Here is a 14,279-nt window from a genome sequence, read left to right as displayed (position 1 = left end):
TATCCGAATGACCGACAACAGCCCCACGCCGACGCGGAAACTCAACCCCAGGCGGGTGCTGCTGATTACGCTCGGCAGCGCGGCGGTAGCACTAGTCCTTACCCTTGTCGTTGGCAACTTCATGCCGGCGCAGGCGAAGCAATGCGAGCCGCAGGTGGTGAAGGGCCAGAAAATCGACGCGGCGGCCACCGGGCTGCTGGCGGCAGTGCTCGGCACCGGCGAGGGGCGCGGCTATGCCGATCTCGGCTTTGCCGACGAGGCCGGGGCGCCCAAGACCATCGCCGATTTCGCCGGCAAGCGCCTGCTGGTCAATTTCTGGGCCAGCTGGTGCATTCCGTGCCGCGAGGAGATGCCGGCGCTGCAGGCGATTGCCGACCAGTACAACTCGGACACATTCATGGTGCTGCCGATCAACCTCGATGTGGGCGAAGAAGGCCTCGCCAAGGCGCGAAAATTCCTCGAGGACGAGGGGCTGACGCATCTGCCGCTCTATGCGGATTCGAGTTTTGACGCGTTCAAGCGGCTGCAGCAGCAGGCGGTGGCGGTGGGCCTGCCGGCGACGCTGCTGCTCGACGAGAAGGGCTGCGAGCTCGGCGTGCTGCAGGGGCCGGCGGCGTGGGATTCCAATGACGGCAAGGCCGTGGTCGAAGCGCTGATCGGGGCCTGACGTGGCAAAAATCCTCTGCGTCGGCGCGCTGACGATGGACACCATCTTCCGGCTGCCGGAGTTGCCGGGTGGACCGGGAAAGTTCATTCCCACCGAGGCGGTCGAGGTGGCCGAAGGCATGGCCGCGGCGCAGGCGGCGACCATCGCGCGGCTGGGCGGCGAGGCGGCGCTGTGGGCTTCGGCCGGCGACGACTCGATCGGCGACCGGCTGGTGGCGCAGATTTCCGGTGAGGGCGTCGATACCTCCCGGGTGCGGCGCGTGGCCGGGGCGCGCTCGGGGTTCTCGACGATCTTCATGGATTTTGCCGGCGAGCGGATGATCGTGCCGAAATACGATGCCGACCTGATGGCGCCGCCGGAGGCGGCCCTCGACCTCAGCGGGTTCGACGCGGTGATGACCGACGTGCGCTGGCCGGGCGCGGCGGAGCTGGCGCTGATCGCGGCCAAGGCGGCAGGCATTCCGGGCATCATCGATGCCGATGTCGGCCCGCGCGAGGTGATCGAGCGGCTGGTCGGGCTCGCGAGCCACGTGGTGGCGTCGGAAGGCGGGGCGGCGCTGGTGACGGGCGGGACGACGCCGCTGCAATCGGCGGAGCGGCTGTCGGCCAGTCATCCAGGCTTCATATGCGTCACGGCGGGCGAGAAGGGCGCGTGGTGGGGTTCGGGCGGCACGGTGCGGCACACACCGGCGCCGATGGTCGCGGCTGTTGATACGCTGGCGGCTGGCGACGTGTTCCACGGCGCGTTTGCGTTCGGGCTCACCGAGGGCTGGGCGATGGAACGGGTGATCGCGTTTGCGTCGGCCGCGGCGGCGATCAAGTGCACAAGGTTTGGGGGAAGGCTCGGCGCGCCGACGCGGGCTGAGGTTGAGGCGATGCTGGCGGGGTAGGGTGGTGGGCACTGCCTCTCCTGATCCTCCCCTGCGCAGCGGGGGAGGGGGACCAGCGAAGCTGGTGGAGGGGGCGAGACTGGACTCGGTGCTTGTGGCCGCCCCCTCGACCGCCTTCGGCGGTCCCCCTCCCCCGTGAACGGGGGAGGATCACGGAGAGGCCGGTGTGTGCCGCTTCAGGCCGCGTTGGCAGCCTTCGCATTGTCCTGCGCAATCGTGCGGATTACCCGGCACGGGTTGCCAGCAGCCACCACACCGGCCGGAACATCGCGCGTCACCACGCTGCCGGCGCCGATGGTGGAGCCGTCGCCGATGGTGACGCCGCCCAGGATTAGCGCACCCGCCCCGATCCACACATTCTCGCCGATCGTGATCGGCTTGTTGTGGGTATGCGCCCCGACAATCTTGCCGGACGCATCGCGGATGGCGCGGTAATCCGGGTCGACCGGATGGCCGGCGGTGAGGAACTGCACGCGCGGGGCGATGACGCTGCCGTCGCCGATGCGGATTTCGGCGCCATCGAGGAAGATGCACTCGAAGTTGATGTAGACACCATCGCCGATATGAATGTGCTTGCCGAACTCCCAGGTCACCGGCGACATCACGATGGACTGGCCGAAGCTGCCGAGTTGATCGGCCAGCATGGCGGCGCGGTTGGCGAGGTCGGAATTGGGGGCGGCGTTGAGGTGCTGGAGCTTGCGGTGCGCCGCAGCCTGCAGGTCCATGATGTAGCGGTCGGGGGCGGCGTAGGTTTCGCCGCGCAGCATCTGTTCGTAAGCGATGGTGTCGGCCATCGAAACCTCCTGCGGCCCCCCGCAGTCGGAGGGCGTGTAGCGGAGGGACGGCAAGGGGGAAACCGCGAAATTCGCGCGCCGGCACGATTTTCAGGCACCACGTTCAGCGGCGGTTCAGAGCGCGGCCAAGGCCGCTCAGGCCAGCTTGTCGACCCTGGTTCCCTGTCCTGGGGGCGGAGCGCTGCGCGCCACCTGGTCGACCATCTGGATCAATGACATCTCCATCTCGTGCGACTTCTTCAGCACGGCGATGGAGACCGCATGCTGCGTCGATGCGGAGCGCGCGGCAAGCAGTTGCGATGTCAGATCGAGGTCCATCCACCCCAGTTTATTGACGAGGGGTAAACGAGGCGTTGCCCGGCTTGGTAAACGTCAGCGTCCGCCGAAAAGCGGAACCTCGCGGCGTTTCAACGGGATGCAGAGCAGGGCGCCGGCGACCAGGCCGCCGAGATGGGCGGTCCAGGCAACCGGGCTGGTATCGCCGATGACGAGGTAGAAGACCTGCAGCCCGGCCCACACGCCGAGCATCCACAGCGCCGGAATGGGCAGCGGGATGGGGATGACGATCTTGGCCAGCACGTAAACCCGGGCATGCGGGAAGAGCACGATATAGGCGCCCATGACACCGGCGACGGCACCCGAGGCGCCGATCAGCCAAGTGTAGGTGCCGAGCGCGAAGACGATGTAGACGAGACCGGAGAGGGCGGCGCAGAGCAGGTAGAACACCGCGAATTTCACGTGGCCCAGCGCATCCTCGATATTATCGCCGAACACCCACAGGAACAGCATGTTGCTGCCCAGATGCAGCCAGTCGGCATGCAGGAAGGCGTAGGTGAACAACGTCACCCCGTCGGGCAGGAAGGCGATGCGATCGGGCGCGGCCGGCTCGAGGAAATAGATCGGCACCGCCGCGTATTTCACCGCGAAGGCATCGAAATTGCCGCCCTGCGCCAGCTGGATCAGGAAGACGACGACGTTCAGCGCGATGATGCCGTAGGTGACATAGGGGAATTTGAGGTGCCGGATCGGATTGCGATCGTGCAGCGGCAGGAACATCTAGCTGCGCTGCTCCCCACGGGATTTTCCGGGCACCCACAGCACGTCGCTCTCGCCATTGGCATTGGCGACGCGCGCCATCACGAACATCAGGTCGCTCAGCCGGTTGAGATAGACGAGCACCTGCGCATTCACGTCCGGCTCGGCGGCTTTGAGCTCGACCACCAGCCGCTCGGCGCGGCGCGTCACGGTGCGGGCGAGGTGCAGCGCCACGGCGAGCGGGGTGCCGCCGGGGAGCACGAAGCTCTGCAGCGGCTTCAGTGCCTCGTTGTAGATGTCGATCTGCTGCTCGAGCCACTCGGCCTGCGCGGCGGTGATGCGGAGTGAGGGCGGAGCATCGGCGGGGTCCTCGCCAGGGGTCGCGAGATCGGAGCCGAGGTCGAACAGGTCGTTCTGGATGCGGGCGAGCAGGCGGTCGAGCTTGGGCATCGAGCCGGTGTGCAGTCGCGCCATGCCGATGAAGCTGTTGGCTTCGTCCACGGTGCCGAAGGCATCGACGCGCAGATCGGCCTTGGAGCGGCGCGGGCCGCGGACAAGGCCGGTCGTGCCGCTATCGCCGGTCCTGGTGTAAATCTTGTTCAGCTTGACCATTTGCGTTCCGCCGCGAGTCGGAGCGGCAGGCTAGCGCAGGGGGAGGGCGGTGGATAGCCGCGTGCGGTGTTGCTGCCGGCCCCCCGTAATCGCTACCTCCGCCGGCTGTCACCCCTGCGAAAGCAGGGGTCCAACTCCCCGCCCGCGCTGGTGGCGCGATGGATCCCTGCTTTCGCAGGGATGACAGCTGGTGGGAGGAGCGATGGAGGTCGTCGGCTGGACCGGCTGCTGCCGCCTTCTCAGCCCGGCCGGCCGAAAATCGCCAGCGCGGCCAGGATCACGACGACCGCGACGAACTGAGCGATGACGCGGGCGCGCATCAAGGTCTGGCTGGTGTTGGGGCTGCCGCCCCTGAACATGTTCCACAGGCCCATGAACAGGATGACGGCGACAACGGCCAGCGCGACGATGGTGATGATGGAGGTGATCATTTCGGTACTCTCGCGAGATAGCGGAGGAGGCCCTCGCTCAGCGCATCATACATGGCACGAACGCGGCGGCTGGTGAACAGTTCACGATGGGTCGCAAGCCAGACCTCCAGCGGCGGCGGCCTGAGATCGGGCAGCAGCGGGACGAGGCCCGGTGTATCGGCAACGAGGCCGGCCTGGGCGAAGCCGACCCCCAGCCCGGCGCGGACCAGCTCGAAAGCATTGGTCTGGCTGTCGGTTCTGAGCCTGAAGTCGGACCGCTGCAGCTCGAAACCCATGGCGCGGGCGGTGCGGGTCAGCAAGTCGGAGCGGTCGAAGCCGATGAGTTCGTGCGACAACAAGTCATCGGTGGTTTGGGGCCGGCCGCGCCGCTCGACATAGCTTTCGTGGGCGCAGGCGGTGATCGGGATGTCGCCGAGGTGTTTCGCGATCAGCTCGAGCTGGGTGGGCCGGAACATGCGCACGGCGATATCGGCCTCGCGCAGCAGCAGGTTCTCCGCCGTATCCGACGGAACCAACTCGATGGCGACCTGCGGGAATCTTTCGCGCAGGTCACGCAGGATGGCGGGCAGCACGTAGTGGCACATCACCGTGCTCGACGTGATGCGCACTGAGCCGGTCAGCGCCGCGCTGGCGCCTTCGGCGACAAGGCTCGCCTCGGCGAGCGCGGCTTCGGCCTGGCGCACAGGTTCGTAGAGGCGCAGCGCGGTTTCGCTGGGGCGAAAGCCGGACAGCGTGCGCTCGAACAGGCTCATGCCTAGCGTGAGCTCCAGCGCCTCGACATGGCGGCCGAGCGTGGGCTGGCTCAGGCCGAGCGCGCGGGCGGCGGCGGAGAGTGAACCATGTTCGACGACGGCGCCGAAGCTGCGCCACAGGGACCAATCGGGATCTGGCATATACAATTATGTATAGCCAGAGAACGATCATGTCGAATTCTAATTCACTGGTGTCGTGTCTACTTTCACGCTCGTCAGCAACGAGGACAGTGAAATGGACAAGCGGGTCATCATTCTGGGCATTAACGGCCATGTCGGCCACCACATCGCCAAGGCCTTCGTCGCGGCCGGCTGGGACGTGGCGGGCTTCGGCCGCTCGAACAAATATCCGGTGGCGGGCGTGCGCTTCATCAAGGGCGATGCCGAAAGCGCGGAGTCGATGCGCGACGCGATCAGCGACATCGACCTCGTCGTCAACGCGCTGAACCTGCCCTATCCCGAATGGGACAAGGGCCGGAAGGTGGCGCAGACCGAGCGGGTGATTGCCGCCATGGGCACGACCGGCAAGACGCTGCTGTTCCCGGGCAATATCTACAACTACGCCGCAAGCGACCGGCTGGTGACGCCGGACCTGCCGCAGCGGCCGCAGACGGCGCGCGGCGCCATCCGGGTCGAGGTGGAAAAGCTGTATCAGTCGGCCGCCCGGCGCGGCGACATGCAGGTGATCATCATCCGGGCCGGCGATTTCTTCGGACCGGAAAGTCATGGCGACTGGTTCGACCTCGCCATGATGACCGAGGCCAGGGTGGGCAAGCTGAAGCTGGTGGGCACCAAGGGCGTTGGCCACGCCTGGGCCTACCTGCCCGATCTTGGCCGCGCCTTCGAGAAGTTGGCCTGGCATCGCGACGAACTCGGGGCGTTCGAGAATTTCCACTTTGCCGGCCATTTCGTTACGCCCGAGCAGATGGGCGAGGCCGTCACGGCGGTGCGGCCTCTGAAGATCTCGATGTATCCGCGCTGGATTTTCGGGGCGATCGGGCTCGTGAACCCGCTGATGCGGGAATTGGGCAAGATGGCCTACCTGTGGGAGCATCCGATGGAACTCAGGGACGCGCGGCTCGATGCGATCCTCGGGCCGGAGTTCGCGACGCCGTTCGATGAGGCGGTGGCGGAGACGGTGGCGCCGTTCTTTGCGGAGGACCGGGTGGCGGCCTGAGGTTGGTTCCACAGCCACCGGGTCATCCCCGCGAAAGCGGGGATCTCCGTTTGGTTGCACGCTCCGTAAACAGAGATTCCCGCTTTCGCGGGAATGACACCGTGGGTGTGGCGGGCAGCGCCGGATAAGGGGTCGGCGGCGAAGCCGCCTCTTGATCCCCTGCGAAGCGGGGGGGGACCAGCGAAGCGGGGGGGGACCAGCGAAGCTGGTGGAGGGGGCGAGACTGGACTCGGTGCGTGTGGTCGCCCCCTCCACCGCCTTCGGCGGTCCCCCTCCCCCGTAAACGGGGGAGGATCAGAGCCCCAACTCCCGCCGCACATCCTCTGGCGTCCAGCCGGCTTCGCGAAGGCTCCGCAGGGATGTGGAGCCTTTCGATTTGGCGAGCTTTCTGCCGTCATCGTCGAGGATGAGCTTGTGGAAGGTGTAGATCGGCGAGGTCTGCCCGAGCAGCGCCTGCAGCAGCACGTGGATGTCGGTCGAGGCTTCCATGTCGCGGCCGCGGGTGACGCGGGTGATGCCCTGCGCGGCATCGTCGACCACAACGCTCAGGTGGTAGCTGGTCGGGGTGTCCTTGCGCTGGATGACGGCATCACCCCAGCGCTCGGGCCTGGCGTAGCGGATCTGGGGGCGATCGGCCGGGGTGGGGCCGGCGACCGTGTAGGTGAGCATGCCGGTGCGGGCGAAGGCTTCGTCGGTCCGGAGGCGCCAGTTGGCCGGCTCACCCGCGGCAAGGCGGCGGGCGACCTCGTCCGGGGTGAGATGGCGGCAGGTGCCGGCATAGAGCGGGGCGCCGTCCGGGTCGGTGCCGGTGGCGGTCGCGGCGATCTCGGCGCGCGAGCAGAAGCAGGGATAGAGCAGCCCGTAGTCGCGCAGCGTGTCGGCGGCGGCGGCATAGCTCGGGAAGCGGTGCGACTGGAACCAGACCGGCTCTTCCCAGCTCAGCCCGAGCCAGCTCAGATCCGTAAAGATCGCGTCGGTGAATTCCGGCTTGCTGCGAGCGATGTCGATATCCTCGATGCGCAGCAGGAAGCGGCCGCCCATGCGTTCGGCCCATTGCGCGGTGTAGATCGCGGAATAAGCATGCCCCATATGGAGATAGCCATTGGGGCTGGGCGCGAAACGGAACACGGGCTGCTGCATGCGAGCAGAGCTAGCACGACAGGACCTCATGACGACAGACCGACTGGACAGCGCCGAGGCATTGGCCCGGCACCTCGCGGCGCTGCTGGCGCTCGACCCGACGCTGGCGCCGATTGCCGAGCGGGCCGGGGCGTTCGAGGTGCGAAAGTCGCCGGGCGGCTTTGCCGGGCTCGCCCGGATCGTCACTGGCCAGCAGGTTTCTACCGCGAGCGCCGACGCGATCTGGGGGCGGTTCGCCCGGCTGCCGGGAGCGCTGGAGCCGGCGGGCTACCTGGCGCTGAGCGAGGAAGTGGTGCGTGGCGCCGGGCAATCGGGCGGCAAGTACCGCACATTGCGCGGGCTGGCCGAGGCGCTGGCGGCCGGGACGGTGGATTTTGCGCACCTGGCTGACCTGCCGGCGGAGGAGGCAATCGCCGCACTGACGAAGCTCAAAGGCATCGGGCCTTGGACGGCGGAGGTGTACCTGATGTTCTCGGCCGGGCACCCGGATATCTTTCCGGCTGGCGACGTCGCGCTGCAGCGGGCGGCGCAATGGGCCTTCGGGCTTGACGACAAGCCGCTGGTGAAAGACTTGATCGAACGCGCACGGCGCTGGTCACCGCATCGGTCGACCGCGGCGCTGCTGCTGTGGCGTTACTATCGCGCCGTTCGGGACCGCGAAGGGATATCGATCTGATGGCAAAACTCTCGGGGCCGATGCTGCCGCCGCCCAATGGAGCGGCACCGAAACGAATCGTGGTGCTGCTGCATGGCTATGGCGCCGATGGCAGCGACCTGATCGGGCTCGGCCACCGCTGGGGGCAGATGCTGCCCGATACGCTGTTCGTCGCGCCCAATGCGCCGACGCCGTGCGCCGGCAATCCCTTCGGGTTCGAGTGGTTTCCGCTCGCGGTCGATCGAATCGCGGGGCGAATCGAGGGTGCACGCACAGCGGCGCCGGTGATCACCGAGTTTCTCGAAGACCTGTGGGCGCAGACCGGGCTCAGTGCGGCCGATACCTTCCTTTGCGGCTTCTCGCAGGGCGCGATGATGGCGCTGCATGTGGGCACCGCGCTGCCGCAGCGGTTGCGCGGGATCGTGGCGTTTTCGGGTGCGTTCGTCGCTGCGAATGGGTTTCCGCAGGCGGACAAGCCGCCGGTGGCGCTGATTCACGGAGAACTCGACCAGGTGGTCGATCCCGGGCTCAGCCGGCAGGCTGCGGTGGAACTCGCCGCCGCGGGCTATGACGCGCGGCTGCACATCTCGCCCGATACCGCGCATGGCATCGCGCCCGATGGGCTCGATTTCGCCACGGCCTTCCTCACTCAGCAAAGCGCCCGAACGACTTAAGCGAAACGCGCTTCACAGCCATGTCACATCAGGCATAGACTATTGCCGATCATGACTGGCCGCGATTCCTGTTCACCAGGGGGCGACAAGTGACAGTACATGTGTCGCTTGAGAGCTGTCCTGCACTCGTGCTGAACGCCGATTTTCGGCCGCTCAGCTATTACCCCTTGTCGTTGTGGTCCTGGCAGGACGCCATCAAGGCGATTTGCCTCGACCGGGTCAACGTCGTCTCGAATTACGACCGGGTGATCAAGTCGCCCAGCTTCGAGATGTTCCTGCCCAGCGTGGTGTCGCTCAAGGATTACGTGAAGCCGGCGCGGCACCCCGCGTTCACCCGCTTCAACGTGTTCCTGCGCGACAAATTCCAGTGCCAGTATTGCGGCACCCGCGAGGACCTGACCTTCGACCACGTGATCCCGCGTTCCAAGGGTGGCCGCACGACGTGGGAGAACGTCGTCGCGGCGTGCGCGCCGTGCAACCTGCGCAAGGCCAACCGGCTGCCGCGCGAGATCAAGATGTTCCCGATGCAGGAGCCGTACCAGCCGACGGTGCATGACCTGCACAATAACGGCCGGGCCTTCCCGCCCAACCACCTGCACCAGAGCTGGCTCGACTATCTCTACTGGGACACCGAGCTGGAGCCGTAAGCCCGTCGCTGGACGTTCGGGCTGCCAATAACTATTATTGGTTGCGACGTTCACGCGATGGAGGCGGTTATGGCGATCAGCGCAGATCTGGGTGCAAAGCTCGAGGCCGTGGTCGAGGACCTGGTCAAGAACGGGCGCTACAACAGTAAGAGCGAAGTGCTGCGCGAGGGTGTGCGGCTGGTGCAGGAGCGTGAGGCGGCGCTCAAGCGGCTGGATGCGGCTTTGGCTCGGGGCATGGCAGACATCGAGGCGGGGCGGACCAAGCCGGCCGAAGAGGTGTTCGACCGCCTGATCGCAAAGTATGAAGGCATGGCGGCAGCGAAACGGAAGCGTGCCTGATGCGCGTACGGTTCACGGACACTGCCGAAGCCGACCTCGAGGAAATTGCCGACTACATCGCTGCAGATGATCCGGATGTCGCCGTTGAGTTTGCGATGGACATTCGCGAGGCATGCCTTGGCCTTGCGGAGTATCCGCTGCGGTATCCGAGGACGCCGTCCGGCGTCGATCCGCTGCTGCGCCGCCGACCATTCCGCAGCTACCTGATCTTCTACCGGGTCGCGGACGAAACAGTCATAATCTCGCGCATCGTGCATGCGGCTCGAGATTTCGAGAAGCTGGAGTTCCCCGAAGACTAACCTTTCCGCCGCAGCCACATCGCAACACCGAGCATCAGCACGATGGCGAGCGAAATCAGCGCGTTGTAGCCGGCGAGCGAGATGCCGAGCAGGCGCCACTGCACCGCGTCGCAGGGGACGACACGGGTGGCGTTGATATTGCTCAGATCCTGGAAGCTGACACTGACGCCGACACCCGAGCAGGCGGTGGGGCCGGGCCAGAACTGCCATTCGACGCCGGCGTGGTAGCCGGCCATCCAGGTGGACCACACGAAGATCAGCAGCGCGATCGCCATGGCAACGAGCCAGGCGGTGCGTGGCAGGCGGTTCCAGAAGATCAGGATCAGCGCCAGTACCGGCAGGCCCCAGTAATAGGCGAGGCGTTGCTCGAGGCAGAGCTCGCAGGGGACAAGGCCGCCGATCAGCTGCGAGCCCCACGCTCCCACGATAGTGGCGAGGCCGAGGACGAAGGAGATGGCGGTGAGGAGGCGCGGGCGGTCGGCGGTGAGGCTAGGCAAGGGTGACGCTCCGATAAGGCGCGGGCATATTGTGCGGCAGTAGCCTCAAGTCAATTGACGAGCGTGTCATTCACCCGGGCCAGTGAGGCCGAGCTTTGCCATCACGGCGCGGGCATTTTGTGGCGCGTGCTCCTTGTCGGTGGAGACGAAGAAGGCGTGCACGTCGCGCTCCGGCGGGGAGGCTTCGGCGGCCGTGACGTAGCGGGCGTCGGCGACCGGCTCGCCGGTGGACCAGGATTGCAGCCAGCCGGCGCGGATGTCGCGCTCGGCTTCGGTGTAGGCCTCGGCGCCGGGGGCGCCTTGGAGGCGGGCGTAGGAGAAGTCGGCGGTCTGGTCGATATAGGGCCAGTCGGCGGTGTCGGCGACGACGAGCGCGACATTGTGGGCGCGCAGTTGCGCGATGAAGCGCTGGTTGGCGAAGCTCTCGTGGCGGACTTCGATGGCGTGGCGGACGCGGGTTATGCCGGTGGCGTCGAGATGCGGCTCGCGCTTGTCGAAATCGCCCTTCTTCGCCAGCGCGACGAGCTCCTCAGGCGTGTGCGGGAGCAGGGAGAGGAAGCTCTCCATGCGATCGGGATCGTATTTGGAATTGCCGGGGAGTTGCCAGCAGAACGGGCCGAGCTTCTTGCCCAGCGCCATCACGCCCGAAGCGAAGAAGTTGGCGAGTGGGATTTCGACATTCTTCAGGCGCTTGATGTGGGTGACGAGCTGGTGGCCCTTCACGCTGAAGACGAAACTCTCGGGCGTCGCCGCGGCCCAGTTGGCGAAGCTTTCGGGCTTCTGGTGCGAGTAGAAGGTGGCGTTGATCTCGATATTGCCGAGGTGCCGGCTGGAGTAGGCCAGCTCGTCCTTCTGCTTCAGGCCTTCGGGATAGAAGGTCTTGCGCCAGGGTTCGAATACCCAGCCGGCGGTGCCCAGCCTGATCGTGCCTGCCATCGAATCCTCCCGCGTGACCGGCGTCACTCTGCGTCGGCGAAGCGGTCGGGTCCAGAGGCGGGGATGTCGAGGCGCTGCATCAGGTCGCGGGCGTCGCCGGGGGCATGCAGCTTGTCGGTGTTGTCGAAGAAGACGAAGACGTCGCGCTTCTGGCCGTCGGCGGTCGGGCCGGTGACGAAGTTGCCGTCGGTGGGGTGGCCGCGCGACCAGTGGTCGATGCGCTTCGCCCAAGTGTCGAGCTCATGGTCGGCATAGTCGGAATTGTAGAGCTCGACCGAGCCGTGCAGGCGGCAATAGATGAAGTCGGCGGTGACATCCATCAGCAGCGGCCAGTCTACCGTGTCGGCGCAGACCAGCGCGATGTCGTAGCGGCGCAGCAGCGCGATGAAGTCGGGATCGCGAAAACTTTCCGAGCGGATTTCCATGGCATGGCGGACGGGTCGGTTCTCACCGTCGCCAAAGTCGGCGCGGGCGCGCAGGCGGTGGTCGTGCTTGTGGGCGAGCTTTGCTGCCTCGTGCGTGTCGTGCGGAAGTAGCGCGAGGAAGGGCTCGAGCCGCTCGGGATCAAAGCGGAAGCGTTCGGGAAACTGCCACAGGATGGGGCCGAGCTTGTCGCCGAGCACCAATGGGCCGGAGGCGAAGAAGTTGGCGAGCGGGGCCAGCGGGTTGGTGAGTTTCAGCATGTGGGTGAGGTAGCGCGGGCCCTTCACGGCGAAGCGGAAGTCGTCCGGCACGGCGTCACGCCAGTTGCGGAAGCTCTGCGGCACCTGCATGCCGTAGAAGGTGCCGTTGATTTCGAGCGCATTGAAGCGGGAGGCGGCGAAGGCGAGCTCGTCCTTCTGGCGCAGGCCCATGGGATAGAAGTTGCCGCGCCAGGGGGCGTAGGTCCAGCCAGAGACGCCGATGCGGATATCGCCGCGCTTCGCGCGCGATCCGGTCGCCGGTTTCTCGATGGTCGCCGTATCCGCCACATTGGCCTCCGCGAAGGCACAACGAGCGTCGCGCCGGACGGTTCAGGCGCGCGGGCGGACAGTCTCGCCGGCGCGGCGGCCTTCGACGATGCCCTTGGCGATGATGGTCAGCACGGCGATGAAGGTCAGCACCGAGGCGGCCGCGAAGGAGCCGGAGATGTTGAGGTCGTTGAACAGCAGGTTGATCTGCAGCGGCAGGGTGTTGGTCTGGCCGCGGATGGCGCCCGAGACCACCGAGACGGCGCCGAACTCGCCCATGACGCGGGCATTGGTGAGGATGGCGCCGTAGAGCAGGGCCCAGCGGATATTGGGCAGGGTGACGTGGCGGAACATCTGCCAGCCATTGGCGCCGAGCGAGAGCGCGGCTTCCTCCTCCTCGCTGCCCTGCTGCTGCATCAGAGGGATCAGCTCGCGGGCGACGAAGGGGGCGGTGACGAACAGGCTCACCAGCCAGATGGCGAAGACCGTGAACATCAGCTTGATGCCCATGGCTTCGAGCGTCGGGCCGAACAGGCCCTGGCCGCCATAGAGGAACAGGTAGCTGACGCCGGCGACGATCGGGCTGATCGAGAAGGGCAGCTCGATGATGGTGATCAGCAGCTGCCGGCCGCGGAACTCGAAGCGGGCGATGAGCCAGGCGGCGCAGATGCCGAAGGCGATATTGATCGGCACCACCACGAGCGAAGCGAGCACGGTGAGCCAGATGGCGTGCAGCGTGTTGGGCTCGAGAATGTTGGCGAAATAGGCGCCGACGCCTTCGCGGAAGGCAAAGGAGAAGATCAGCGCCACCGGTACGCCGATCAGGAAGATCGAGGTGACGAAGGCGAGCCCGATCAGCCAGATGCGGGCCGGCCCGTGGTCGATGGCGCGGCGCGGGTTCATCGGGCGTTCCGATCGAGATAGCGCAGGCGCCAGCGCTGCAGCAGGTTGGTGAGCAGCAGCGTCGCGAAAGCCGCCGCGAGCAGTACAGTCGCGAGCGCGGCGGCGGCCGGGTAATTGTATTCCTCGAGCCGGATGAAGATCAGCAGCGAGACGATCTCGGTGAGGCCGGGAAGGTTGCCGGCGATGAAGACGACGCCGCCGAACTCGCCGATCGAGCGGGCAAAGCTCATCACGCAGCCGGCGATGAAGGCGGGCGTGATCAGTGGCCAGATGACGCGCGCGAAGATCTGCCAGCGGGTGGCGCCCAACGTGCGCGCCGCTTCCTCGATATCGGGGGCGATGTCCTCGAGCACCGGCTGCACAGTGCGGATGACGAAGGGGATCGAGGTGAAGGTCATGGCGATGATGATGCCGACCTGGGTGTAGTTCACCGTGATCCCGGCGGGAATCAGCACCTGGCCGTACCAGCCGTTCTCGGAGAATAGCGTCACCAGCGTGAGGCCGGCGACGGCGGTGGGGAGCGCGAAGGGCAGGTCGACCACCGCATCTAGCAGGCGCTTGCCGGGGAATTCGTAGCGGGTCAGCACCCAGGCCATCAGCAGGCCGAACAGGGCGTTGAACACCGTGGCGATGGCGGCCGAGCCGAAGGTGATGCTGTAGGCGGTGAGCGAGCGGCGCGACGTGACGATGCGCCAGAACTCGTCGAAGCCGAGACTGGCGCTTTTCAGTAGCATCGCGCCGATGGGCAGCAGGATGATGATGCTGGCGTAGGCGAGGGTGATGCCGAGAGTCAGCCCGAAGCCGGGAAGCAGATGCTTCCGTGTGCGTCGGGTTGTGTTCACGTCGATGCCCTCATCAAACAAAGTCGCGGCGTTGGCTCGG

Annotated in this window: 20 protein-coding genes; 8 read left to right on the top strand and 12 right to left on the bottom strand. The window is 66.4% G+C overall.

Features of this window, described 5'->3' with window-relative positions:
* Positions 1 to 7 precede the first annotated feature (7 nt).
* Together AC3A6I_RS16880 and AC3A6I_RS16875 are read left to right on the top strand one after the other, a co-directional pair.
* A complete protein-coding gene (locus AC3A6I_RS16880; RefSeq protein ID WP_487544926.1) occupies positions 8 to 667 on the top strand; it encodes a TlpA family protein disulfide reductase in 660 nt (219 codons plus the stop codon).
* Between the two features lies 1 nt (position 668).
* Positions 669 to 1,556, top strand: a complete 888-nt coding sequence (locus AC3A6I_RS16875) for a PfkB family carbohydrate kinase (RefSeq protein ID WP_487544925.1) — start codon at positions 669 to 671, stop codon at positions 1,554 to 1,556.
* A gap of 176 nt (positions 1,557 to 1,732) precedes the next feature.
* Here AC3A6I_RS16875 and AC3A6I_RS16870 read toward each other — a convergent pair whose 3' ends face one another.
* The 6 genes from AC3A6I_RS16870 to AC3A6I_RS16845 all read right to left on the bottom strand — a co-directional run bounded on the left by AC3A6I_RS16870 (position 1,733) and on the right by AC3A6I_RS16845 (position 5,321).
* Positions 1,733 to 2,350 carry a sugar O-acetyltransferase gene (locus tag AC3A6I_RS16870; RefSeq protein WP_487544924.1) on the bottom strand — a complete coding sequence of 206 codons (618 nt, stop codon included), beginning with the start codon at positions 2,348 to 2,350 and terminating at the stop codon, positions 1,733 to 1,735.
* Between the two features lie 135 nt (positions 2,351 to 2,485).
* Positions 2,486 to 2,668, bottom strand: coding sequence for a hypothetical protein (locus AC3A6I_RS16865; protein ID WP_487544923.1), 183 nt, complete (start codon positions 2,666 to 2,668; stop codon positions 2,486 to 2,488).
* Between the two features lie 54 nt (positions 2,669 to 2,722).
* Positions 2,723 to 3,406: a rhomboid family intramembrane serine protease gene (locus AC3A6I_RS16860; RefSeq protein WP_487544922.1), complete on the bottom strand. Its 684-nt coding sequence runs from the start codon at positions 3,404 to 3,406 to the stop codon at positions 2,723 to 2,725.
* Positions 3,407 to 3,997 (bottom strand): cob(I)yrinic acid a,c-diamide adenosyltransferase, encoded by a 591-nt coding sequence (locus AC3A6I_RS16855; protein ID WP_487544921.1) that lies wholly within the window; start codon positions 3,995 to 3,997, stop codon positions 3,407 to 3,409.
* 239 nt (positions 3,998 to 4,236) lie between these two features.
* Entirely contained in the window at positions 4,237 to 4,428 is a 192-nt protein-coding gene (locus AC3A6I_RS16850; protein ID WP_487544920.1) for a twin transmembrane helix small protein, read from the bottom strand.
* Entirely contained in the window at positions 4,425 to 5,321 is an 897-nt protein-coding gene (locus AC3A6I_RS16845) for a LysR family transcriptional regulator (protein ID WP_487544919.1), read from the bottom strand. Before AC3A6I_RS16845 ends, AC3A6I_RS16850 begins: the two co-directional genes overlap by 4 nt.
* 94 nt (positions 5,322 to 5,415) lie before the next feature.
* Between AC3A6I_RS16845 and AC3A6I_RS16840 the strand changes: the two genes are divergently transcribed.
* Entirely contained in the window at positions 5,416 to 6,357 is a 942-nt protein-coding gene (locus tag AC3A6I_RS16840; RefSeq protein ID WP_487544918.1) for an NAD-dependent epimerase/dehydratase family protein, read from the top strand.
* Between the two features lie 294 nt (positions 6,358 to 6,651).
* Here the strand turns inward: AC3A6I_RS16840 and gluQRS are convergent, their stop codons facing one another.
* Positions 6,652 to 7,497 carry a tRNA glutamyl-Q(34) synthetase GluQRS gene (gene gluQRS, locus AC3A6I_RS16835; RefSeq protein ID WP_487544917.1) on the bottom strand — a complete coding sequence of 282 codons (846 nt, stop codon included), beginning with the start codon at positions 7,495 to 7,497 and terminating at the stop codon, positions 6,652 to 6,654.
* A gap of 28 nt (positions 7,498 to 7,525) precedes the next feature.
* Between gluQRS and AC3A6I_RS16830 the strand changes: the two genes are divergently transcribed.
* From AC3A6I_RS16830 to AC3A6I_RS16810, 5 genes are all read left to right on the top strand, one after another.
* The gene (locus AC3A6I_RS16830) at positions 7,526 to 8,173 is read left to right on the top strand and encodes a DNA-3-methyladenine glycosylase family protein (RefSeq protein ID WP_487544916.1); all 648 of its coding nucleotides are present in this window, start codon (positions 7,526 to 7,528) and stop codon (positions 8,171 to 8,173) included.
* Positions 8,173 to 8,826, top strand: coding sequence for an alpha/beta hydrolase (locus tag AC3A6I_RS16825; protein ID WP_487544915.1), 654 nt, complete (start codon positions 8,173 to 8,175; stop codon positions 8,824 to 8,826). The genes AC3A6I_RS16830 and AC3A6I_RS16825 overlap by 1 nt, the downstream gene beginning before the upstream one ends.
* 89 nt (positions 8,827 to 8,915) lie before the next feature.
* Complete coding sequence (locus tag AC3A6I_RS16820; RefSeq protein WP_487544914.1) at positions 8,916 to 9,473, top strand: HNH endonuclease; 558 nt, start codon at positions 8,916 to 8,918, stop codon at positions 9,471 to 9,473.
* 69 nt (positions 9,474 to 9,542) lie between these two features.
* Complete coding sequence (locus AC3A6I_RS16815) at positions 9,543 to 9,812, top strand: type II toxin-antitoxin system ParD family antitoxin (RefSeq protein ID WP_487544913.1); 270 nt, start codon at positions 9,543 to 9,545, stop codon at positions 9,810 to 9,812.
* Positions 9,812 to 10,111 carry a type II toxin-antitoxin system RelE/ParE family toxin gene (locus AC3A6I_RS16810; protein ID WP_487544912.1) on the top strand — a complete coding sequence of 100 codons (300 nt, stop codon included), beginning with the start codon at positions 9,812 to 9,814 and terminating at the stop codon, positions 10,109 to 10,111. Before AC3A6I_RS16815 ends, AC3A6I_RS16810 begins: the two co-directional genes overlap by 1 nt.
* On the opposite strand, the gene AC3A6I_RS16805 is transcribed toward AC3A6I_RS16810, so the two are convergent.
* The 5 genes from AC3A6I_RS16805 to cysT all read right to left on the bottom strand — a co-directional run bounded on the left by AC3A6I_RS16805 (position 10,108) and on the right by cysT (position 14,239).
* Complete coding sequence (locus AC3A6I_RS16805; RefSeq protein WP_487544911.1) at positions 10,108 to 10,608, bottom strand: disulfide bond formation protein B; 501 nt, start codon at positions 10,606 to 10,608, stop codon at positions 10,108 to 10,110. The two genes, AC3A6I_RS16810 and AC3A6I_RS16805, sit on opposite strands and share 4 nt — an antisense overlap.
* Positions 10,609 to 10,674: 66 nt before the next feature.
* Entirely contained in the window at positions 10,675 to 11,544 is an 870-nt protein-coding gene (locus AC3A6I_RS16800; protein WP_487544910.1) for a DUF72 domain-containing protein, read from the bottom strand.
* Positions 11,545 to 11,567: 23 nt separating this feature from the next.
* Positions 11,568 to 12,515 carry a DUF72 domain-containing protein gene (locus tag AC3A6I_RS16795; protein WP_487544909.1) on the bottom strand — a complete coding sequence of 316 codons (948 nt, stop codon included), beginning with the start codon at positions 12,513 to 12,515 and terminating at the stop codon, positions 11,568 to 11,570.
* A gap of 42 nt (positions 12,516 to 12,557) precedes the next feature.
* Entirely contained in the window at positions 12,558 to 13,397 is an 840-nt protein-coding gene (gene cysW, locus AC3A6I_RS16790; protein WP_487544908.1) for a sulfate ABC transporter permease subunit CysW, read from the bottom strand.
* Positions 13,394 to 14,239: a sulfate ABC transporter permease subunit CysT gene (cysT, locus tag AC3A6I_RS16785; RefSeq protein WP_487544907.1), complete on the bottom strand. Its 846-nt coding sequence runs from the start codon at positions 14,237 to 14,239 to the stop codon at positions 13,394 to 13,396. The genes cysW and cysT overlap by 4 nt, the downstream gene beginning before the upstream one ends.
* Positions 14,240 to 14,279 lie beyond the last annotated feature (40 nt).

The organism is Devosia sp. Soil_C_22, assembly GCF_057657195.1.
The sequence above is the reverse complement of the archived record's forward strand: the minus strand, read 5'-3'. Positions and strand labels throughout refer to the sequence as shown.